Genomic DNA, 22,184 nt, shown 5'->3' with positions numbered 1-22,184 from the left:
GCCCACCCTTCACAACTATTTAATTAGCCATGTTCTCCATTACTGCCACAATTAACATACACTACCTCTTTCGCAATTTTTTCTTGATTATAAACGATGCAGTTGGAATTGTCAACTTCAATTTCTGCTGCATTCATGATTTCCTACAGCTTCACAAACTCCTCTTCAATTTTTCCGGAAACCTCGTCAAACTGCCGATATATAGCCCTCATCTTACTAAACTCATCGAATAATTTCTGTAAATTTTCAAGAACTACTGATTTTTGTTTTTGTATTTTTAAAACAATATTCTTTTTCTTAAAATTATTTGATATCATAGTGCCTGCGCCCACTGCAGCACCTATCCCCAGGCCTGCCAGCAGAAACAGGTGGACGAAAAATGCGGCTGCCCCGCACACAATTCCTGCACCAAATGATACATATGCTATCGTATTCTTGACAGATGAAAGCTCTTTATTTTGCTGCTCAAGGTAGTAGGTTTCCACTTTATTTACTTCACCGGCTTTTTCCATAAAATCCACTTCCGCTGAATAGTCTAAAATCTGGACCGGATGGCTTTCTTTATACATTTCTCTGTAACTGCTGAAATACGAATCGGCTGCTGTCTGCTGTAATGTCTTTGTCAGGCTGAACATATTCAAACGCATCTGGCCCTTTACGTCCTCATTGCCAAAATCATAGATCCATCTGATCATGCTGGAAATAATATTCAGCTCGGACTCTTTGCGCTGCTGTTCCTGTTCGAATGTCTTTTTCGCTGTTTCTACGTCTCCGCTGAGCCTGATAATCAGTTCATTATACTCGATCTCATTATAAGTCTCTATTTCGACAGAATTTGGCCTGCTAAGTAAATCATTTAAATATTCTTTCAAATAAGTATTTTTTTCCTCTGCCGGAACATTTTTTATTTTCAGGATAAATTCAAGAATATTGAAATTATTGCCGGCCAGATTCAACATTCTTATGATATCATTATAATCTTTACAATATTGTGCCAGAGCAGGCAAGTCATAGGAATCCGTCTTCATTAATCCCTGCATTTTATGGCGGATAATATCAACAATCTCTTCTTCGCTATACCCTTCCTTCTTCGCGCAGTCTACCATAAAACGATGAATAAAGTCTGTGATCTGCCGTGATGTTTCTTCATCAACCGAATCTGAAAGAGTTTTACTAATGAGAGAAAACAACATGAGAAATGTATTTTCATCACTGCCTTTTAAGTCGCATCGCTGATACTCCATAAACCATTTCACTGCCGCCTGGTCACGTCCCATGCGCATATTAAAAATCATAAAGAAAATGCTGCTGTTTTTCCTGTCAAGTTTTACCGCACTTTCCACGGCCCGATCAGCAAGTATCCTGTCATCGTTTCTCCATGCCATGATGCTTATCAGGGCGCTGGTCAGCCAGAAATCAGGCGTCTGCAAATGCTGCCTCTCAATGGACTTATAGATAATCTGGTCACTTACCATATTCAAATCAAGGTTGTCCATCATTCCCTGAACGATTTTACGCACGGTCCGGTAATTATTAAAGTCGTAATATTTCTTGTTGTTAAGCGTACGGATCTTCTTATTTGCCAGCTCTACGCACTTATAACGTGTATACAATTGATCTATCTGCCCCTGAAGTTCATATGCATTTAAAGCCCGGTCAGCAGAATTGTTTATTGTGCCTGCCGCATGATCCAGCGTATTTCTAATATATTGATTATAATTCGACAACTCCTGCTCTGCCTGAGTCACGCTGTTTACTGTTGACATAATTTCGGAACGCAATTGATTATTTTTCCGTTCAATTTCCCGAAGCTCTGCCTCTAATCTGCTAACTTCAGATTTCAGACCATAATTACTCAATCAAATCACCTCCCTGCATAACCTGAAACATTTATCGCCCGGCCCTTTCCCCAATCTTCGATTTCCCTTACCAGTTCCGGGTTTATCTGTGATATGGGAATGATCGACTGTATCGAACGGACCAGTTCTTCTTGATTTACTTTATCTTCTCCCCTGATGATCATCTGCTGTGCCACTTCTTTTACTGCTGTTTCGATATCTGAATAAGAATATCCTTCCGTAATACGTACAAGCTCATCCAGCAGACTGTCATCAGCTTCCATTTTCAATGATCTCCCCATATATTGCAGGAGTGATAAACGGCGTTCCTTCTCCGCAGGCAGGCCTGTGAAGAATACTTCTGAAAATCTGCCCTTTCGATACAATTCATATGGCAGCGCATTCACATTGTTTGCTGTTGCAACCATAAACACCTTGCTCAGGGATTCCTGGGCCCAAAACAAAAATTCCCCTAAGACTCTTTTGCCCGTCTCATTCCCAGAATCCGCAGAAGCCAAAACTTTCTCGATTTCATCAATCCATAATACACAGGGGGACATATTCTCGATAAATTGGAGGGCTTCCCTCATTTTCTTTTCGCTCTCTCCGACCCATTTGTCGAACACAGAGCCAATATCAAACCGAAAAAGCGGCAGTTCCCACTCCTGTGCAACCAACTTTGCTGTCAGGGACTTTCCGCACCCCGGTACTCCGACCAGTAAAATCCCCTTAGGTGCAGACAGATCATACACCTGCAGAATGTCTTCAGACATAAAGAATATTTTTTTCTTTTCTGAAAGCCATTTCTTAAGGTTGTCCATTCCGTAAACACAATATTTTTTATCCAGACTTATATACTGGACCGATCCCGTCTTCGGATATAATTTTTGCTTTTGATCAGCAATTTTAAAGACTTTTTCCCGCCTTAATCCTTTATTCCCGATAATTTCTGCTGATAAAATATTTTCTATCTGAATCTCTGTGAATCCCCTGAGTACCGCTGCTGCATATAAAATATCTTCATCCGTCCATTCTATCTGAAAACGACCTCCATATTTTTTTATAAATTTCCGGATCTGCTCACTTCTCTCATTCGTATCCGGAAGATCCAGAACTGTAATCATACCAAAACTGGATATTCGGTTCCATACCTGGTCAGAAGTAATCAAAATAACCGTTCCATTATTTTCCTTCGCAATATAAAGTATATTCATCAGTTCCCTTGAATATGCATTGTCATCAGAAATTCTCCGTACATCGCCTAACACAATATTCAAGTTCCGCTGCCTCTTTAACTGTTTCAGGAAATATCCCAGCGGGTCATCGTCTGTGTCTGCATTTTCTGCCCTTGAACCAATTGCTTTTACCTGCTTTGCATCTGTATAATAAAAGAATGCTATCTGGGTATCTTCGGCGATTTCATGCAGCATCCGCTCAATCCGTTCCCGTTCATTTGTATGAACGATCACAAGCGGACATCGTGCATAGATATAGTTCACCAACTCTTTTTTCACTTGTATGTTATTCGGCATCCTTTTCACACTCCAGTACAAATTTTAACACGTCACATTTTCTGCATAGATATACGAAGTCCTGAATGAAACAGCTATTATTCTCCTGCTCCAGCCTTCTTAAGAAGCGTTTGAAATCTTCCTGGAACAGCCGGAAGTTTCTTTTTATCTCTGATATCATATTTTTACATATTGTATCCGGATATTTCTCATTGTTTAAAAAGAACACGCTTCCTCTGGCATTTTTCCTGAGACTTCGTATAGCACTCCGGGCAATTTCCAGATCTCCTTCATCCAGACTTCTGGCTATAGTTCTTTGAAAATCCCGTACCACATTCTGGATGAATACCGTTTCCAGTTTTGCCAGTTCCTTCTGTACCATCTGTTCATAGGAATCTCCTGACCTGAGGGGATAACATTGCTGCAGTAATAAAAATTCAGCACAATTTGGGCCGTTCTCTTTTACTTCATTTACCAGTGCAAGCCATTCTGAATAAGACACTTCTTTTATTTCCTGCATCATCATTTTAAAAAGCTGAAAGGCGGCTCCAGACTCCAGTCCGGCAGTTTTTTATTCATTTCTTTTAACCTCTCATCCGATACATCATATGAATTTTCATCCGAACCACCATAATTCTCCTGAATTCTCTGCTCTAACAGATCGCCTAATTCCATATTCATCTTATCATCCATCATGATTCTCCTTCCTACTATCTTGCATCGTGATTTATAAGTAATCAATTTTACTCTGTAGAACATCCTTCAGCTCTTTATTTTCAGTGTAATGCTGTCTGTAATCCGCCAGTTCCGTCATACACATATTCAGGCGTTCGACTGATTCATTCACCCTTGCAGGATATTCCTTATTTGCCCTGATTACCCTGAAAATCAGAAAAGCCAAAGCCGGCACAGTCCCGACAAGTGAGTACGGTGTTACAAATACAAGTCCAATTGACAGGATCAGCACAATCAAAGCCACTACATTAAAGGTATTCATATACATAAGCTGAAATTTATTGTTTTGATAATAAGCCTTCATATCATTGACCTGTTCTACCTGGTCTTCTCCATTTGAAACACCTGACCATGTATCAATTTCCAGAGAATAATCCAGAGGCTGTGTTTCCTGAAGCATGGTCCCCCAGTTTTCTACTGCGGTTTTAAACCATGCTTTTGTATTTTGCATTCCAAACTTTTTCACATGGACATCTGTCTGGTCCGCATCATCATAAACCGCCCACTTTATCATTTGCTTACCTATATTAAAATTTTCTGCCTGAACAGCCTGATACTCCTCATATTGTTTTTCTGCCGCATCGATCTGCCCGTTATTATCGATCACATAATTAAAATAGGCCTGCTGGTTCTTCAGATCTAATTCTTCTGAATCATAGTTGGAAATAAGACTGATTAATATAGCATCAACCCTGCTCTTATAATTCGATTCTGTCTGCTCCTCCAGTTCCACATCCATTGCATCTATTTCAGCAATAAGCTTTTCATACTTTGAAACATTGGCGTAGGATTGTTTTACTGCATCGTAATTTTTGCATGCATCCGGCAGTGCTTTGTAACTGCAATCCTTTGCCGGGGGGAGTAGTTGAATATAGTTCTGGTATGAGCCTGTTAATTCATCCGCGATTTCCTGATAAGTATTTAACTCCGTAATCCAGTTCTTAATTACATTATTTACATTATGTTCCAGCTCTTTATCGGTGCCAAACAATCCATTTAAATATGCCTGTAATAATATGGCTGATTCCTGCTGCATCACAGTTGGGTCTAGTGTTTTCAGATATTCATAAAACCACTTTTTCGCCACCTCATGTCTGGCAAACCTTAAGTTCAGCAGGCAAAAGAAAAGCGAAGCCTTCACCGGGTCCCTTCTCGTACACTCAGACAAGGCATTTACTGCGACATCTTTATAGTTATTTATCCAGGCAGTTATGGCCATAAGCGCGTACGATAACCAGTATCTTGAACTCGTAATCCACAGCTCCTCGGAAATTTCCTGTATGGAACTATTACGCACCAGGTTGATATCAAAATCTTTTACAACACCCATAACAGTTTTCCTGATCGTTTCATGATCGCCGAACTGTTCCTTTAAAATCTGGTCGATCCTTAATATATTCTCATGGGCCAGCTGCTTTTCTTCGTTTTGGATCATATCTTCTTTAAATTTATTGATGCTGTCATAAATTTTATCCGCGGTTGCCTTGATGCTGGCCGTAGATGTATTGACTGAATCAATCTTTACATCCACCTTTGATTTAAACGAGTCAATCGTTTCATTCAATTGGCTGACTGCATTATATGATGAACCTGCCATTACTTTATCCTCCGTTATATCTCGATATTTCCAAAAACATCTGCTAAATCTTTATTTTTGGCATCCTCAGATTTATATAGCTTACGCCAGTGCTTTAGTTCCTCCAGCGCATTTTTTAGGAGCATGCAGCCTTTTTCCCGCTTTGCCCTTAAAATAGCCTGCATATCAGATATTCTCCGCCACAATAGAAAGCCACTCACAACACCAAGCAGTATTCCAATCACAAGAGTAATCTTATTAAACTGGAACAATGTGATGATCAAGAATACAATTGAGGCTATTGCCATGCCCGAAAAGATCAGCACATATTTATCTTTAAAGGTATCATAGAAACGGTTTTTATTATAATGTCTTTCCAGATCCGCCCTTTCCTTCTCGTATGAGTTCTCATCACATTCTTTTTCCCAGCCGTCAATTAGAATTTTATATTTCTCCTTCTCCCTCTTCCTGTATACTTCACCATATTTTACAAAACCTTTTGCTATCCATTTCTTCAAAAAAGTAAGGGCAAACAGCTTGACACTGAGGTCCACACCCAGAAGTTCTTCATCAAAAGCCCACTGAAATAAAAGCTCATCCAGTGAATATACCGTTTTTTCGCCGGGGAATTCTTGATTAAAGAACTCCTGAGCCTTACCCAGGTCGCCCTTGGCCTTAATAATCATTTCATTATAACGCTGGTTTTTTATGACCTTTAATTCCTCTTTATCATAAGCGCTGATTAAATCATATAAAATATTCTCGATCCGCTGGAAAAGATTTGATTCATGTTTCCCCTCCTCTTCCAGTATCTTACGGAAATGCACTGCAAGTACTTCATTCTTCTCAGCTGCTGAAAGAAGATTTTTTAGTTCCTCATATTCCGGACAGTTCCGCCGCAGCGTCTCGAATTCATTATTCGTAATGTGTATGTATGCATCGGAGAAAGATAACGTCTTTTCTTCAACCCTGCTGCCGTAATTCGGGTGTATGCTTTCCATTTGTTCCAGCATATTTGTAAAGCATTGGCGTACCAGACGGTTAAACTCCTTGTCAACGCCAAAAACTCCGGACAAATATGCCTGTAAAAGATACTGCCACTCATTCCCGAGGTTCTCCATGTCTACCCTGTCCAGATACGAAAGATACCACTTTTTAGCAGCCTCCACACGGGTAAATCTCAGGTTTACCAGAAGAAAGAATAAGGAGCTGTTATAATAATCCATCAGCAGAGCCTTAGACATCGCTCTTTTAGCCGCCTCTTCGCTGTTATCTGCCCACAGCATTACAGCCATGACTGCATATGCCAGCCAGTACTCTGTATTTTTAAGATAAACAGATTCTACTTTCTTTCTCATAGTTTCATCAGAGCAGATATGGGCGTCCAGACCGATGACATATCCTAATGTGATTCTTCGTAATTCGTTATAAAATTTAAACCTTGTATGATATTCATCTATAAACTTTGTCACATTCTTTGATGCCGTGCTCAGATTTTTAAATGTAAAGTATGAACTTGTCAGATCATTAATCAGATTCACAAGTTCCGTGGTACTGACATCGGCTTCCCGGACTCTGCCTTGTACATATTCCATGGATTGGTTCACTTCTTTATCCATGTGCCCTGCCCTCTCAGCCAGTAACTCAACATTATGAATCAAAGACATCAGTTCCGTCTGAAGATTATGGTTCTCAGCGATTCCTCTTTGTATCTGGTTTTGAAGTCTGTTTATTTCTGCAAGAAGCCGGTCGGCTTCCTCACGTTCCGCTCTTGCCTCTTCATCTGTCATGCCCTCGCCTCCTTTATCTGCTTCATAGTAACTGACCGCCGGCCTAAAACAAAGAGAACATTTTATTCTCCTCGCACAATTGCAGTGTCAATGGCGCCAGTTCAGCCTTTTTCCCGGCCACATATTTTTTAAACTTCATAGTCATGCCATTTACGATGATTTCTGTATTTAATTTCATCTTCATTCTTATAAAATCTTCTGTTATTACTTTGGCAGTATTATACCTGTCTTTTGAACACAGAACATATGCCTGAAGAAGATTACAGGACACCTCATTGTCAAGATGGCTGACCGTTATATTCTGCAGCCTCAGATCACAGGTCATAGAATTTATCATTCCAGTGCTGTTCCCTGCTTTATCTATATCATGGCACTCCAATAAGTATCTGGCATACGCCTGAAACCCTGTCACAAAATGGTAACCGGACAGTACTTTCAATATTTCACCGGAGAAGTCCTCCGGCTTTTTCAAAGACAAAATGTAGCTGTCCAGACAGTCAGCCCTGACTGGTGTTCCATTACTGATGAGCTTTTTTATTTTGGACAGTTTCACATCCGGTTCTTCCTCACTTACTGCTATGTACTGGTTAAGTGCATTAGAATCCATTTTAAACCCGGATTCCATCAAAAACGCAGATATTACCTCCTTCACTGATGGCTCATCCGTACTATCTAATAAATAGTCAGACAGCAAATCGCCTAAATACGTTCTGTTAATACCTGTCTCTAAAATCTGTTTCACGATGTTGATCTTTTCTTCGCCGTCTGTATTCGTCTTAACTACATAGGTACTGACTGTCCCTGTTGAAATAGAACCGGCATCTTTCAGCAGGTATCCGATGATTTTCATCCTTGTTTCAGATGTGTCCTGATTGTTATTTAAATAGTAATTATAAACGGTATCCAGTGCTTTTCCATCTATCTCAAACCGGAACAACTTCTCTAAGACAGTAATTTTTTTATCAGCGTCCAAATCTGAACTGTCTAAAAATGTTATGACAGTCCCTGCCTTTAAAGCTACAAAAACTTGTTTTTCTAATAAAGTATCTAAAAAAGCAGTTAGTACGTCAAAAGATTGATTCACTGCCAGGCAAAATGTCAGAATCGCTTCTGTCTCCTGATCACTGACCTTCGTCTCATACAATGCCAGAAATGTTTCTTTTGCCACAGCATACTCCGTCATTTCTGCATACAGTGCCTTTACAACTTCCTCCGCATTACAGCGAATCTGTGTGTCAGCCAATTTTCTGATGACTGTATTTTTAGTCAAAATAGAATCCTGACTCTTATTAAAATAGTCCTGAAAATACTTGTCTGATAATACACAGGCCACGTTTTGATTCAGAAGTTTTTCTATAAAATCTTTCTTTTTATCATCATCAGGATAATCATCCATGATTTCTTTTAATACATCTGCTTTATCTATGTGGTTTTCGTTCCCAACAATTTTTTCAACAACATCATACTTTTTTTGTTTGATAGATATTTTAAGCAGATTTAAATTCGCATTCCCGGAAAAGACTTCTTCCGGCCTCAGTCTGGACGAAATATATTCCACCCTGCTTTTGTCGTTCAGGGTATCGAAGACTACGATCAGATTTGCATAAATATCCGAGGCATTATCTCCGAACGATTCATACAGATTTATTTCTTCCTCCGCAATTACCGGAAATTCGCTTTGCAGCCTTCTGGCCATGATTTTAACCTTATCCAGACTTCCTCTTGCCTCGTCCTGAGTCCTTGCAAAAGAAATATTTGCAAGGCTAAAGCTTATGTTCGCAATCAATGTCCCCACATGCTTATGGTTTTTCCTCTCACAGTCCTCCAGATTTCTATTGGCATTTTCCATATTTCCGTTAGCGATATCCAATAAAGTCTGCCTGACCACATCATTAATTCCTTCAATCCCATCGACCTGAACCCGGTCAAATGTTGCTTCCCGCTCTACAACAGTTCCGCAATACTTGCAGATCCATATCTTTTTGTCCGGGTCAAACTCCAGTTTCCCGCCGCAGGCACATTTTCTTGCAATAAAATTTACCGCCATGTGAAAACACCTATCCTCTACTTCGAAATCATTAATTCCTTATTACGTTCAATAAACAACAATTCTATCTTCTCGCACACTTCTCGTGTTTCTTCCATATTGCCGGAATTAAATGCATTCCCCAGCTCCATCATATACTGCATAATCATCCTCTCCTGCGCGTAAACAGCCGGATTACTCATAGGATCCGAATATTTGACGGTTTCAGATAATTTCTTCAGCGCCCTTGTCGTATCAGCATCCTGAGACCTCTGTATTAACATTTCCACATCAACATGAATACCTTTGATAAAGTTTACATTATCTTTGATTTTAGTGTCCACATTTTGAACTGCATCCCTTGCCATGATTGAAAGAACCGCAGTGATAATGAATACACACAGCAGCAGTGCCTGTATTAAGATGGCAAGCTTTACACTCACAGATGCTTTAAAAATCATAAACACAAAACTGCAGAACAGTTCCGCGCACACAAAGTAAATAGAAAGAGACATAAGAGGTATTCCAAAAAATACCGTTCTGATACTGACGTTTTGAACGATGAAATATACACATAATATATGCAGTACAAATGCTGCCATCATACAGATATAACTGATCCAGAAGACAGCATTGAAACCCTTAAAAACCATAAATACAATTAAGTTATATGCCGCCAGTATTACAAAATAAATCAAAGCCGTTAACAGCCAATTCTTCTTTTTCTGTTCCATTCTATTCTCCTCCTATGCAGTTAACACTTCGTTCCACATCTATGACAAAATTCTGCTTCCGGCAGAAGCTGTGTATGGCAGTTCGGACACTCCTTCGCCTGCCTCGTACCACACTTCGGACAAAACAGCATGTCCGGTGACAGCTTGTATCCGCACTTTGTGCAGTATTTTCCATCTGTCTCAGGCTTTACCATATCCGGTGTTTCCGTATCTGTTCCAGCCTGTTCTAAGAATTTGGCCTCCGTGCCGTCATTTTGACTCTTATCCTTTGCAAAACCATTCATAAACCCAGAGACATCGAATGCTTTCGGACCTTTGTCATCCAACGGAGAATGGATATTTTTTAAATCCTTAGGAGGCGCTTCTGCCGGAATGCGTCCCGGATTAAGCGCATCTCTTGCCATATCTGCAACACTTCCGCCAAACGCACCGCCCATCATAAAGCCGCCGACAGCTCCTCCGATATTCCCCATAGTCCCTTCGTTCCCTGCAAACGTCTCCGCAATATCCATCTGGCGTTCTTCCTGCCATGTATATCCCTGGATAATTCGTGATGCCCTCGCCTCTTTCGCCTTTTTCACTGCATCAAAATCTTCATCCGGAACCGTAATAGATTCGATATTAAACTGCAGAACCTCAATGCCATAATCCGAAAAAATCGGGATCAGCTGCTCTTTGACTATCTCGGATATCTCGAAAAGGTTCTCATTCATATCGAAGTAGCTGACTTTTCCCACATTCATTATTTTTGAAATGTAAGACTTCACATATTGTTTGATAATGCCACGGAATTTGGTTATTAACTGGTCCGCATTAAAGGAATCCCTGAAGCCTACTATTTTCAGCATAAACTTTCTTGAATCTGCAACCTGGAAATTCATATTCCCGCACATTCCAACATGGAGGAAAATATCATACACCGGGTCATTAAGCGTGATTTCCCCTGGAATCCCCCACATAATATCCATCTGATGAACTTTATTGATAAAAAAGACTTTGCACGGAAAAGGAGTTTTGCCATCCGTAGGAATATTGATAATTCTTTTTACAAACGGAATATTCCCTGTTTCCAACGTATATCTCCCAGGGCCGAATAAATCGCAGGCATTTCCATTTACAACGAGCAGAGCCTCATGCGTTTCGTCCACAATCAACTGCGATGTAGTATTAAAATCCTCGATTGGATTTTTCCAGATCAACTCTTCTGGTGATCCCTCAAATTGTAGTACTTGTGATATGTCCATGCTTATCCTCCTCATGATCGTATGATTACTTACAGTATTTTTACATGAAATCCCTATCCGTGAACCGTCTATATAGGCCGGTCTCTATTTGTCGAAAAACTATCAGGCAGGAATAAAAACATGTATAAATTATACCTTCTTTTTCGTCAAAAGTCTACAATATTCCCTATGCGGACGGTCGTTGCACCGGTATTAATATCTGCAGCATGAAGATATTCCCTTCCCCGTTCACGGTAATAGTACCATTATATTTTTCCGCCGTATACCGGATACTCTTCATCCCGTACCCGTGGTCCCGCTTGTTCTTCTTTGTTGTGACCGGAAGGCCGCCTTCAAAATGCAGTTTGTTTTCGTAATAGTTCTGTATCTGTATCATTAACAGGCTGTTCTGATTTATAATCTTGACACTGATCACCCGTTTCTCCGGCTCTTTTAAGTCCAGCACTGCCGCTATCGCATTATCCAGCGCATTGCCGAAAATAGCATAGATGTCTTCCAGCTTCATGAAGTCCAGTTTCGTTCCGTCCGCCATGCAGGACCACTGGATCCCGTGGTTCTTGCAGAACAGGCCCTTTTCCATCATGACCGTATCCAGCGCCTTGTTTCCGGTGTTCAGGGCAGTGTCGTAGATCATAATATCGTTCTCTATCTCATTGAAGTATTCTTCCTTTTCCTTCTCATCCGTGATCTCCCGCAGTGCACGGATCTGGTGTTTCAGATCATGGCATTTCCGGTTAATGCTTTCTATCGTCTCACTCGTTACCTGATATTGCTTTTTCTGCTGCCGCCACGCGGAGTTGATGCCGTCGAGTTCTCTTTGCAGGCTCATCTTTTCTTTCTGGTTAATCTGCACCCAGAGTACATAGAAACAGCAGAGCCCGTCGATCACCCTGTATATGATTCTGTGCCACATTCCGGCCTCGAATCCTGCGATCGCAGAGTTATCGAGGATACTGAGAATCCAAACCAGCAGAATGATCGTAGCAATAGGGAACAGCGCCTGCCTGCTTGCCGCAAATTCTCCCTTTTCAGGCAGTTTCTTTGCGAAGAACTGATAAAAGAGCAGATAGATCACGACATAAATCAAGAGGGAGATCAGGCCACTTTCCCCTCCTGAAATCTGGTAGATCAGATAAATATCGAATGCGATATGCTGCATCCCGCATCCGCACACGGCGCAGTAAGCCGCCTGCTGCCACGTCGCATCCAGCACGAACTTCGCAAACATGATGCAGACAACAATATAAAAGGCCCAGTATGTAAACGGGAATGCTCCGTTTTCCGGAACGCCATAGTACAGGTTTACAAAATAGGAACAGGCGACCAGCGCCACGGCACTTCCCCATGCCCTGACAGCAAAATGGCTCCGCCTCCTTGCCGGGACTGCGAAAATAATACAGGCCGTGAGGATCTGCACCATGTATGAAATCTTATCCCAAAACGCCATCATAAGCTAACCCCTCCCATATAATTGGCCAGTGACTGGAGAAACTCTTTCTTCCTCGGACGGCTGATTTTCAGCCACTGCCCGCCGACCTTGATATCATCCTTATTCACACAGTCCACATATTTCAGATTCACCAGATAGCAGTTATTGCACCGTTTAAAGGACAGCCCTGCCAGCTTATCTTCCAGTTCTTTCATGGAAGCCTTCTGCTTAAACTCTCCCTCGTCCGTATGGTAGTACAGGTAATGACCTTCTACCTCCACATAATACAAATGGTCGGTAGAAAACTTCTGTATCCCGTATGGAGTCGTGACAACGATATTCCTGCTCTTTTTATTTCCAATGATACTTAAGGCGCTCTTCATTTTCATGGCAAACGAATAGTAATTCACCGGCTTTACCACAAAATCCAGAGCACGCACCTCGTATCCACGGATCGCCATCTGAGCCATGTTTGTCACAAATATAATGGTTACCTCATTGTCCATTTCGCGGAGTCTTTTTGCCGTGTCCAGCCCATCCATCCCGTCAAGGTCAATATCCAGACAGACAAGGGAAAAAGACTCATCATATGCCGGTAAAAATTCTTCCCCCGATGCATATGTCTGCACCTTTAGCTCTTCTCCAAGTTCTTTCTGCAATTCCATAAAATATTGAGACAGCGTCTTACGTTCCTGTTCCTCATCATCCACAACTGCGATTTTTACCATTTTATCCCCCTGCTTACGTTACCAGGACCCGGGTCTTAATCCACCCTGCCGGCTTTGTTACAGTCTTTTTGTGCGCATATTTCTTTTATTATAGCAAACGGCGGAGGCAATATCCAGACACATGCACAACCTAAGCCGGCACATCCCACGATATTCCCTTCGCCATCTAATAAAAATAACTATATTATGCCTTTTTTGCGGCTTCTCCTTCCGGAAAAATAATTTTAAATACAAAGAAATAAATAACCATTGAAACCCCGCCTGTAATAAATGTAACAAGCAGATTATAGACCGCCGGTGCAAAGTAGACCTGTGCAACCGGCATCCACAGTCCGTTCACGCCGTTGCATACAAGTGAAATCAGCACCCACGCGATAAAGTACCACATGACCTGCCAGGAAATCTTTCCGTGGCTTTTAAAGGTGATGTTTCTCTGAAGTGGGAAATTAATGCACTGGGCAAGGAAGGTTCCCAGTTCATAGCTGATAAAATATCCTAGCCCGCCGCCAATTACTACTTCTCCGGCAGTATTTTTTGCCACTTCATACCCGAGTATGTTCCATTTATAATCAAACCCGGCGATATGCACGGGTATCTGGGGCCACATAAACTCTGTACCCGCAAGTCCGGTGCCAAACAGGTAGGGGAGAAATGTGAATGCCAGATATTGAAAAATGGTAACACTCATACTGAATACCCAGAAGTAAAATATCTGGTAAATCCATTTCGCGGCTTTTGGGTGCGCCTTGCTGTAATTCCCCCACTTTTCCAGCCACCAGCCAGCCAGGCCCTTTTTTTGTTTTTCTTCCATGATACGTTAACCTGCCTTATGATTCCTTTTATGTTTTGATGCAGGGGCAAAAAAGATTTTACCCCTCTTCGGCCGGACGGATTACCGTCTGTGCTTCTCCGTATCTGCTTTTCGCAAATATGTTGATCTCTCCTGTATGATCCGGCTTTACCACTGCCAGTGCTTCGCCGTAATAGGTATCGGCTGTGTCTCCGAGATAGCTTCTCGTATAATACGGGCAGGCACTTCCCATTCCAAGGAGTGTCCCTCCTTTTACAGTGACCTTCACGGGGCCCTTCGCCAATGGTTTCACGGTGCCCTCCTTATCCGTATATTTCAGCCGGACATAGCACAGTTCACCCTCTTTGAATGCTTTCTGCTCCGGTTCCAGTGTCAGGCAGGTTTCTTCCCCGGCTGTCCGAAGGGAAGTCTCGGCGATAAGTCTTCCGCCCGAGTCATAGGCAGCTGCTTTTACCACGCCGCCGTGGTACTTCGTATGGAATACCACCCTGCAGTCATTTTTTACAGCTTCTTTTCCCACACATTTCCCGTTTATGTATAGTTTGACATGGTCTGCACGGGCATAGACTTCTACTTTGGCATCTTTCCCCTCACAGCCATTCCACGACCAGCTTTCAATGGCATTGGTCATCTTCCATGCCGACGGGGAGTGTTTCTTATCCGTATTGTTTACCGGAACCACGGCGATTCCGATCTTATCCAGTTCAAATGCCACCCTTGTATACTTCATTTCCGCAAGCGGCTTTCCGGTGAGGTCAATCCTTCCGGAACCGGCGCTTACCCATCCCATTCCGTTATCAAAACGGGGAGCGTAGTCTTTATACTCCCATGAGCCGATACCTGTTTCTCCAAGGTAATCCATGCCGGCCCAGACGAAGTCTCCGATAATGCGTCTGTTCTTCTTTGCTTCCTCCCAGAAACGATAGGCATCCGCGCAAAATGTCTCACTCCCGAGAATCAGCCGTTTCGGGTATTTCTTCAAATCATGGCGGTACCGGAAAATACCGTAATTGTAACCTGCCACATCCATCCGGGCAAATGCATCCTTCGTCTTAAGGTCGCATGGATAGAGCGTTGCGCCGGATTTCATGAAGTTGGCGCCAAAGATACCTGCAATTGTATTAAAAAATTCACTACCCACTGCTTTTTTCTTCTTAGCGTCTTTCACTGCCTGCTCTGCTTTTTTGTCGCTGTATACACCGAAGCCCATAGAGCTTAAAAAATTAAAGAAAATATTGATCCCGCAGGTCACCGGCCTTGTGCCGTCCAGCTTATGCAGCCACTGTGTCATCCTTCCACACAGCTCGATCCCCTGTTTCTGCGCCGTCTCGGATACTTCATTCCCCGTCGAATACATGATGACGGACGGATGGTTGTAATCCCGGTCAACGATCGCCTTCAGGTCCTCTTTGTAGTGCTTTGCTACTTCTCCTGCATAATCGTATCTTGTCTTGTGGATGTACCATACATCCACATACTCATCCATCAAAAGCATCCCCTGTTCATCGCAGGCATTGAGTAATGCTTTGGAGCATGGGTTGTGTGCCGAACGAATTGCATTGTATCCGTTTTCCTTTAAGAGCTGTACCTTCCTCTTCTCTGCAAACTCATAGGCACAGGCGCCTAAGATGCCGTTATCATGATGGATGCACGCCCCACGCAGGATGATGCGCTCTCCATTGATGCAGAATCCCTTTTGAGGAGTACACTCGATCATGCGGATTCCAAACCGCTCCTCCTGCACATCTTCCCCATATGTTACCCTGCATGTATACAGATATGGGTGTTCAGGCATCCATGTCACCGCCTCTGGAATATCTAATTCACAATCCAGCCTGCCGTCCGTTTCTTTCGTTACTTCGGCAATACACATTCCTTTTGCACCGTCTCCTGACATCGTGTCCAGAATCTCAACCTTTATCTGGCCTGCCGCCGATGCCTCTGCCTGAACCCGGATTCTCGGATTCCTGTAATCCAGCGTCGTGATCCGGACAGACTCCGGCCGGATGTGATTCTCTGGATATACATGCAGCCATACCGGGCGGTAAATCCCCGTGCCGGAATACCAGCGGCTGTTAGGCTGGTCGCTGTTTTTTACCTCTACTCTCAGGACATTGTCTGCCCCAAAAACAAGATCCTTTGTCACGTCCACATAAAATCCGGTATACCCATAGTTATGGAATGCAACCTTCCTGTCATTCAGATAAACGGATGCCTTCCTGTATACACCTTCAAATTCAAGGAGCAGTTTCTTATCGCTGTATTCATCAGGTACGCTGAATTGTTTTTCATAAGTATAATCCTGCGCATCATACCAGCCGGTATTCACGCCGCCCGGACTGTTTTCACTCTTACTGTCAAGGAGCATCGCATCGTGGGGCAACGCTATCGCGAATGCCCCGTCCGGATGCCCTGTCCTGTAACATTTCCATCCTTCATTAAATGCAATTTTCTGCATATGATATCCCACCTATTCCTTCACTCTTTTTAAAAAGCTGGCAATGATGGAGAGCAGTACGCTGATTCCCATGACAACTGCAATGGAAATAATCGTGTTTACCTGACTTGCATCTCCAAACATGTTGATCCCCTGAAACGCATCTACGAAGGACCCTACGGAATCCGTGAGTATCTTTACTGCTGCCACACTGTAACAGATCGTGGAAAGAACCATTACATAGTCATTATCTTTCACCATCAGCACAATATCCAGAACGATACCCGCTGCAAGTGCCGCAATAATCACACCGTCCATACTGTTGTGCTTAGGCGCCCACATCATAAAGCGGATCACAGAGACAACCGCCGCGATTACTGCAAGGACCACAAAATAAAATCCAGCTGATTTTGTCTGTAATTTCTCTTTCATTATTTCTGCACCTCCTCAACCTTAATAGCTGCTTTTCGTCTGCTTCGAATCAATACCGCAAGAAATAGAATCTCAAGAACGGCAAATACTGCGATTGCCGCATACATTGCCGGCTGCCACCAAGGTGTTATGGACACAACTTTTGAGTCCGTGCTGTAACCGTTCATGACAGCACTGTTTGCGATAATATATAAATAATTGTGTGCGGAATCCCTGAGTTTTCCGAGGAGGTATCCGTCATCATTTGCCTTGATCTCTTTCACGAGTGCCTTTGAACTTGCGCCGCTGAAATCGAGGCAGTATGTATTCGTTCCTGCTGCCAGAGTGGTTGCAAAGTGAGCCTTGTATCCCTCTGCCGTAGCGACCGCATCTGTTTCCTGCTGTCCGTTAAAGCCCCACTCATTACCTAAAACCTGTGTGCAGAGTGCCGTGCTTGCAGAGCACCATTTCATGCCGAGACGGTTAAATGCATGCATAACTGCCTGACCGCCGCCTTCTGTTAATGCCCCTTCACTTCCCCTTAAGGAACCTTCTCTGAATGCCTGCTCGTTAAAGAACACACTGATTCCCTGACGGTTGTTTTCCTGGTCATTTCCTGTCAGATGTTTTTCTCCGGCATGTACTCCCTTTGATTCCATTGCCTGTACTTCCTGCACGGAACAAAGATAAGTCATGACCGCATCTTCTGAATAATACTCGAAATTACGTCCCCCGAATGGAGTCCTGTGGAGGTTCGTACCCGGCATCCATATTTCAGCCATGCCCAGATACATTGCCTCTTCTGCCATCAGTTCCCCTCTGCGCTCTAATAAATCTTTGTTAAATGTTGCAGCCAGAATGTTTTCACACGGGAAACAGCAGTCGTCTCTGCCGTCGCCGTATTCTTTTTCATCAAACTTTCCGCCCGCACCGTCCGGTCCGTCACCAACAACAACTGCCGGTTTTCCAACGCTTGCAATTTCTGCTGTCCCGAAGTTGTCAGCCGTCAGGACTGACAGTTCCTCCAGTGTAAACTGGTTCAAATATGTCTCCCAAGCCTCGTCATCATAGTCTTTTCCAATCAGAGTTGCAAGCGGGATATTCTGATTTTCTCCCAATGTATAATCACTGATTGACAGGGCGTCTTCCGGTTTTTCATAGTAATTCCCGTTCAGCACCTCTATCATTTCATCCGTTGCTTCGATCTTCGTCGCACTCACCGGGTAAGTCGCATCCCAGTCATTTCTGGATAAATAGGTGACTGCATTCTCCTGCCAGTAGTTGATATCACAGTCCGCAAACTGGTTCGTGACCTCTTCGCCTGTATATTCAGAATTCCGGTAGGATGTGTCGTCAAATGTTTCATCCCACTTATAAGTCTTATCTGCATTTCCTTCCGCTGCACTTCCAGTAACCGTAACCATGCCAGATGCCCCTTTGGCTGCAAGTATGTTATTTAATGCATCGTGGGAATTATCGCCGATGGAAATGTAATGAGCGCCCTCGCTTATGATATACCCTTTGGCATTTACATAATCGTAGCTCGCCAGAAGGTATTTATCGCAGTCAATCGTCACTGTCTGGGAAGCTCCCGGTTCCAGTACATCTGTTTTTCCGAAATCCAGAAGCTGGACCGCTGATTTTTCTACTTTATTTGTCTTTTCATAATCTCCGTATGGAGTCTGTGCATATACCTGGACAACGGATTTTCCAGCAGCGTTACCCGTATTTGTGACTGTCACGGTAACCTTAATGTCGTCCCCGTCTATCTCCACACCGTCCAGTTTCTGCTCGAAGGAAGTATAGGACAGTCCATAGCCAAACGGATATTGAACCTCTTCATTGTAGTTCCAGTTTTTTCCTGTAGTGGAGCCTTTTGCAGAAGCAGCATTCCCTTGTCCCAAAATGGTATCCTCATAGCGGGTTTCATAATATTTATATCCCACATAGATTCCCTCTGCCTGCACACTGTACCATGCAAGATTTTCTTCAGCATCTTCCGTATTTTGCAGTACATAGTCCAGATTTGTCCAATTCTGGTTGTTAAAGCTCCCATTGACCACTGCCGGAGCTGAAAGTGAATTGACTGCATACGTGTCGGTAAGGTGTCCTGACGGATTCGCCGCTCCGGTCAGTATGTTGGCAACACCTTCGAATCCCCTCTGCCCTGGAAGGCCAATCCAGAGGCATGCATCTACATTGTACTCGTCCAGCCAGTTGAGCTCCATCGCATTGCCGCTGTTAACCAGAACAATGGTCTTTTTAAATTTGCCAGAGTCTTTAATCATCTGGAGAAGGTCTTTCTCCTCCTGATGAAGGGCAAGCTGGCTGATTCCTGTGGGATCTTCTGTCTGAACCTCCGCACCTTCACCGCCTTCTCTGGAGAGCATAACAATTGCTACATCATTATAGTCATCCTGCCATGATTCCTGAAGCTCTTTTGTATAGAAGGAACTGTCTTCCTCTCCAAGTGCCCATTCCGTCTCTTCCTGTCCGAAGCTTGCTACTCCGCTTGAACGGGATGTGCTGCTGCTTTTGTAAGCGTCAAACAGCGTGTCATTTACTGCAAAGCCTGCATCTGTCATCGCTGTGTACAAGTCGATACAGTATTCTCCCTCATACCCACTTGATCCGGCCGAATTTGACTTGTAGAGCGGCTGTGCAACTGCATGGCCGAACAGGGTGATCCTCGTTTCCTCTGCCGAAAGCGGGAGTGCATTGTTTTCATTTTTCAGAAGGACGCTCCCCTCCTCCTGCTCCGTTACACTTTCGTCATATGTATCCGCGATTAGTTTCTGAAGGTTTTCTGCGTTCAACTCTCCATATTCACTCTCAAAATATATCGTATCCTCAGCTGCTGAATCGTTTTCATTTACAACCTTGCTGGTAGAAATCCCGAGTGCCTGGTTAATCGTTCCCTGATAGCCCATCATACAGTTCATTCCCAGAGTTGACGCTACCAGAAAGAACGAGGTGGCCGATGCAAGACCGGTCCACAATCTGCTGCGTTTCATAAATGTTGTCCTCCCTTATTTTCCTTTTTTCTTATATCGGCGCTGATATATACTTTTGGCATAAGATTGCAGTAATTACTTTGCACAAAACTTATGCTTTTATTTTAAATAAATTTAACAATTTGACAATAGGTTGTTCACGGATTGTCATCTTGGAGGACATAACCTGCAATTCATTCCTTTTCCGGAAAGTCAAACAGGCATACCTCCTGTGAGATATGCCTGTTTAACCTAAATCTTATGAAATATAAAAACAGTACTAATATTACATTTTTGTCTATTCCCCGGTCAGCTCCGCCAAGATACGCCGCATGACTTCCGCTTCTGTTCCTGAAACCTTGTCTTCCTTGATTTTTGAACGTATATACTGCACGGTGTAATCGTTATAGAAAATAAGCTCACGATATTCTATCGGATGTGCCTGTATGATATCTTGTGGACTTAACGTTTCATCTGGTGACGCCATAATCACATCGAATAGTTTTTCTAAAACCCGGTCTGTGTCCACACCGCCATGCTCTACAATCTGTGTATAGCAGTCCTGTATCTGTGAAACCGCATACTTCTGCGTATCCAGTGCCTCCTCTGCCACCTCCGGAGGAAGGGCCGCAAAACGTTCCCTGATGCTGGATTCATTATAATCCCCGTCCTGAGGCACCCAATAATCTGTGAGCTTGTAAGAACCATCTGAAGCCACGTCAAAGCTCAGTACTGCCGGCATGGAACTTGCACCCACAAGTGTGAATGGCTCCTCGTCATAGCTGACCGACTGTTCACATACCATTGCATAAACCTCTTTTGTTTCAATCGTCTTTCCTGTCTTGTCGTTCGTACGTTCCCCTGACAGCTCAGCCAGAGTCACATGGCTTTCACATTGAAAATCAACTTCTTCTCTGTCGTCTTTCCAATACTCAAGTATTGCTTCTTTAACAGCTACTTCCAATGCATCCACTTTCTGAATCTTTTCTTTTGGATTTGTCATGAAACATACTGCCACAGCCGTGCATACAATTACTGCTGCAATCAGCATCCACAATACTGGTTTTTTATAATTCAGAACATTTTTAACTCTCTGTCTGATGTTTCCTTCGCCAAATGCCAGCGGACAAATTGCCGGTGTATGATGCCCGCTTCCAAAAGAAAGCAGCGTCATAGAATAGGATTTCCTTTCGTCCACCCCCATATTTCTGACCGCACTCTCATCACAGGCTACCTCAATATCACGGCATAGCAGGATATATGCCGCCCATATGGCCGGATTAAACCAATACACTGTTAAGACTAAAAATCCTATCGGTTTTGTCCAGTGATCATGCCGGCGTATATGGGCCTTTTCATGTGCTATCACATATTTCATCTTTGCAGAACTCATGTGGAAGGGCAGGTAAATCCGGGGACGGATCATCCCCAATACGAAAGGAGACCTGACGCGCTCACTCTGCCATATATTTCCGCGCACCCGCACGGCCGTCCTCATTCTGGCCTTTAGTATAAAAAAACTGCAAACCATATATAACAACATGAGTGCCATCCCGATCAGCCAGATGACAGACACGATATATGTAATAATCTGCAGTGGGTCTGCACTGGATGCAGGATCGGGTGCAAACTGCCGTGACAGGACCGGGTTCATAATCTGGTTAACTACATCTATCCCGCTGCTGATTGCCGGCTGTTCCATATGAACAAAATTCTCCGGTATCGTCTGGGCACTTGGAATCAGACTGAGAATGCTCTCAATTGAAAACGGAAAAATAAGCCTGATGCCAACTAAGCCCCAGAGTACACAGGTAACCCACCTTGGCGCTTTCTTTAACGGGAAACGTAAAAGTATCACTGCAAAAATCATCCAGCTGCCTGCAATACTCATGTTCAGAAGTTTTAAAAAAACTGCCTCCAT

General features: G+C 43.2%; 16 protein-coding genes. All 16 read right to left on the bottom strand.

Translation table 11 applies throughout. The annotated features are described in order from the left end of the window. Positions 1-143: 143 nt before the first annotated feature. Positions 144-1,859 carry a TrbJ/VirB5 family protein gene (locus tag ABIN22_RS13270; protein WP_346909227.1) on the bottom strand — a complete coding sequence of 572 codons (1,716 nt, stop codon included), beginning with the start codon at positions 1,857-1,859 and terminating at the stop codon, positions 144-146. Positions 1,860-1,864: 5 nt separating this feature from the next. Then, positions 1,865-3,352, bottom strand: a complete 1,488-nt coding sequence (locus ABIN22_RS13265; RefSeq protein ID WP_346909225.1) for an AAA family ATPase — start codon at positions 3,350-3,352, stop codon at positions 1,865-1,867. A gap of 7 nt (positions 3,353-3,359) precedes the next feature. Next, positions 3,360-3,875 carry a hypothetical protein gene (locus ABIN22_RS13260; protein WP_346909223.1) on the bottom strand — a complete coding sequence of 172 codons (516 nt, stop codon included), beginning with the start codon at positions 3,873-3,875 and terminating at the stop codon, positions 3,360-3,362. Beyond that, positions 3,872-4,045, bottom strand: coding sequence for a hypothetical protein (locus ABIN22_RS13255; protein WP_346909221.1), 174 nt, complete (start codon positions 4,043-4,045; stop codon positions 3,872-3,874). The genes ABIN22_RS13260 and ABIN22_RS13255 overlap by 4 nt, the downstream gene beginning before the upstream one ends. A 31-nt stretch (positions 4,046-4,076) precedes the next feature. After that, entirely contained in the window at positions 4,077-5,681 is a 1,605-nt protein-coding gene (locus tag ABIN22_RS13250; protein WP_346909219.1) for a hypothetical protein, read from the bottom strand. A gap of 14 nt (positions 5,682-5,695) precedes the next feature. Beyond that, the gene (locus tag ABIN22_RS13245; RefSeq protein ID WP_346909217.1) at positions 5,696-7,450 is read right to left on the bottom strand and encodes a hypothetical protein; all 1,755 of its coding nucleotides are present in this window, start codon (positions 7,448-7,450) and stop codon (positions 5,696-5,698) included. 43 nt (positions 7,451-7,493) lie between these two features. Then, positions 7,494-9,497, bottom strand: a complete 2,004-nt coding sequence (locus ABIN22_RS13240; protein WP_346909215.1) for a hypothetical protein — start codon at positions 9,495-9,497, stop codon at positions 7,494-7,496. 17 nt (positions 9,498-9,514) lie between these two features. Beyond that, the gene (locus ABIN22_RS13235) at positions 9,515-10,210 is read right to left on the bottom strand and encodes a hypothetical protein (protein ID WP_346909213.1); all 696 of its coding nucleotides are present in this window, start codon (positions 10,208-10,210) and stop codon (positions 9,515-9,517) included. 20 nt (positions 10,211-10,230) lie between these two features. Further along, positions 10,231-11,454, bottom strand: coding sequence for an SPFH domain-containing protein (locus tag ABIN22_RS13230; RefSeq protein ID WP_346909211.1), 1,224 nt, complete (start codon positions 11,452-11,454; stop codon positions 10,231-10,233). A 166-nt stretch (positions 11,455-11,620) separates the two neighbouring features. Then, on the bottom strand, positions 11,621-12,904 hold the full coding sequence (locus tag ABIN22_RS13225) for an ATP-binding protein (RefSeq protein ID WP_346909209.1): 1,284 nt from the start codon (positions 12,902-12,904) through the stop codon (positions 11,621-11,623). Beyond that, the gene (locus tag ABIN22_RS13220) at positions 12,901-13,611 is read right to left on the bottom strand and encodes a LytR/AlgR family response regulator transcription factor (RefSeq protein ID WP_346909207.1); all 711 of its coding nucleotides are present in this window, start codon (positions 13,609-13,611) and stop codon (positions 12,901-12,903) included. Before ABIN22_RS13220 ends, ABIN22_RS13225 begins: the two co-directional genes overlap by 4 nt. 184 nt (positions 13,612-13,795) lie before the next feature. Beyond that, positions 13,796-14,422: a hypothetical protein gene (locus tag ABIN22_RS13215; RefSeq protein WP_346909205.1), complete on the bottom strand. Its 627-nt coding sequence runs from the start codon at positions 14,420-14,422 to the stop codon at positions 13,796-13,798. A gap of 58 nt (positions 14,423-14,480) precedes the next feature. Beyond that, positions 14,481-16,880: a glycoside hydrolase family 2 TIM barrel-domain containing protein gene (locus ABIN22_RS13210; protein WP_346909203.1), complete on the bottom strand. Its 2,400-nt coding sequence runs from the start codon at positions 16,878-16,880 to the stop codon at positions 14,481-14,483. Between the two features lie 12 nt (positions 16,881-16,892). Continuing rightward, the gene (locus tag ABIN22_RS13205) at positions 16,893-17,291 is read right to left on the bottom strand and encodes a hypothetical protein (RefSeq protein ID WP_109733733.1); all 399 of its coding nucleotides are present in this window, start codon (positions 17,289-17,291) and stop codon (positions 16,893-16,895) included. Further along, a complete protein-coding gene (locus tag ABIN22_RS13200) occupies positions 17,291-20,284 on the bottom strand; it encodes a beta-glucosidase (RefSeq protein WP_346909201.1) in 2,994 nt (997 codons plus the stop codon). Before ABIN22_RS13200 ends, ABIN22_RS13205 begins: the two co-directional genes overlap by 1 nt. A 277-nt stretch (positions 20,285-20,561) precedes the next feature. Next, a complete protein-coding gene (locus ABIN22_RS13195) occupies positions 20,562-22,184 on the bottom strand; it encodes a M56 family metallopeptidase (RefSeq protein WP_346909199.1) in 1,623 nt (540 codons plus the stop codon).

The organism is Faecalicatena orotica, assembly GCF_905197545.1.
Lineage (GTDB): Bacteria > Bacillota > Clostridia > Lachnospirales > Lachnospiraceae > Faecalicatena_A > Faecalicatena_A orotica.
This window is presented reverse-complemented; position numbering and strand designations above follow the sequence as displayed.

Excerpts from the sequence above, each read along its gene's own strand:
- ABIN22_RS13240 (WP_346909215.1), bottom strand. The coding sequence starts at position 9,497 with ATGGCGGTAAATTTTATTGCAAGAAAATGTGCCTGCGGCGGGAAACTG.
- ABIN22_RS13205 (WP_109733733.1), bottom strand. The coding sequence starts at position 17,291 with ATGAAAGAGAAATTACAGACAAAATCAGCTGGATTTTATTTTGTGGTC.
- ABIN22_RS13195 (WP_346909199.1), bottom strand. The coding sequence starts at position 22,184 with ATGGAGGCAGTTTTTTTAAAACTTCTGAACATGAGTATTGCAGGCAGC.
- ABIN22_RS13250 (WP_346909219.1), bottom strand. The coding sequence starts at position 5,681 with ATGGCAGGTTCATCATATAATGCAGTCAGCCAATTGAATGAAACGATT.
- ABIN22_RS13215 (WP_346909205.1), bottom strand. The coding sequence starts at position 14,422 with ATGGAAGAAAAACAAAAAAAGGGCCTGGCTGGCTGGTGGCTGGAAAAG.
- ABIN22_RS13260 (WP_346909223.1), bottom strand. The coding sequence starts at position 3,875 with ATGATGATGCAGGAAATAAAAGAAGTGTCTTATTCAGAATGGCTTGCA.
- ABIN22_RS13200 (WP_346909201.1), bottom strand. The coding sequence starts at position 20,284 with ATGAAACGCAGCAGATTGTGGACCGGTCTTGCATCGGCCACCTCGTTC.
- ABIN22_RS13245 (WP_346909217.1), bottom strand. The coding sequence starts at position 7,450 with ATGACAGATGAAGAGGCAAGAGCGGAACGTGAGGAAGCCGACCGGCTT.
- ABIN22_RS13220 (WP_346909207.1), bottom strand. The coding sequence starts at position 13,611 with ATGGTAAAAATCGCAGTTGTGGATGATGAGGAACAGGAACGTAAGACG.
- ABIN22_RS13255 (WP_346909221.1), bottom strand. The coding sequence starts at position 4,045 with ATGATGGATGATAAGATGAATATGGAATTAGGCGATCTGTTAGAGCAG.
- ABIN22_RS13235 (WP_346909213.1), bottom strand. The coding sequence starts at position 10,210 with ATGGAACAGAAAAAGAAGAATTGGCTGTTAACGGCTTTGATTTATTTT.
- ABIN22_RS13230 (WP_346909211.1), bottom strand. The coding sequence starts at position 11,454 with ATGGACATATCACAAGTACTACAATTTGAGGGATCACCAGAAGAGTTG.
- ABIN22_RS13210 (WP_346909203.1), bottom strand. The coding sequence starts at position 16,880 with ATGCAGAAAATTGCATTTAATGAAGGATGGAAATGTTACAGGACAGGG.
- ABIN22_RS13225 (WP_346909209.1), bottom strand. The coding sequence starts at position 12,904 with ATGATGGCGTTTTGGGATAAGATTTCATACATGGTGCAGATCCTCACG.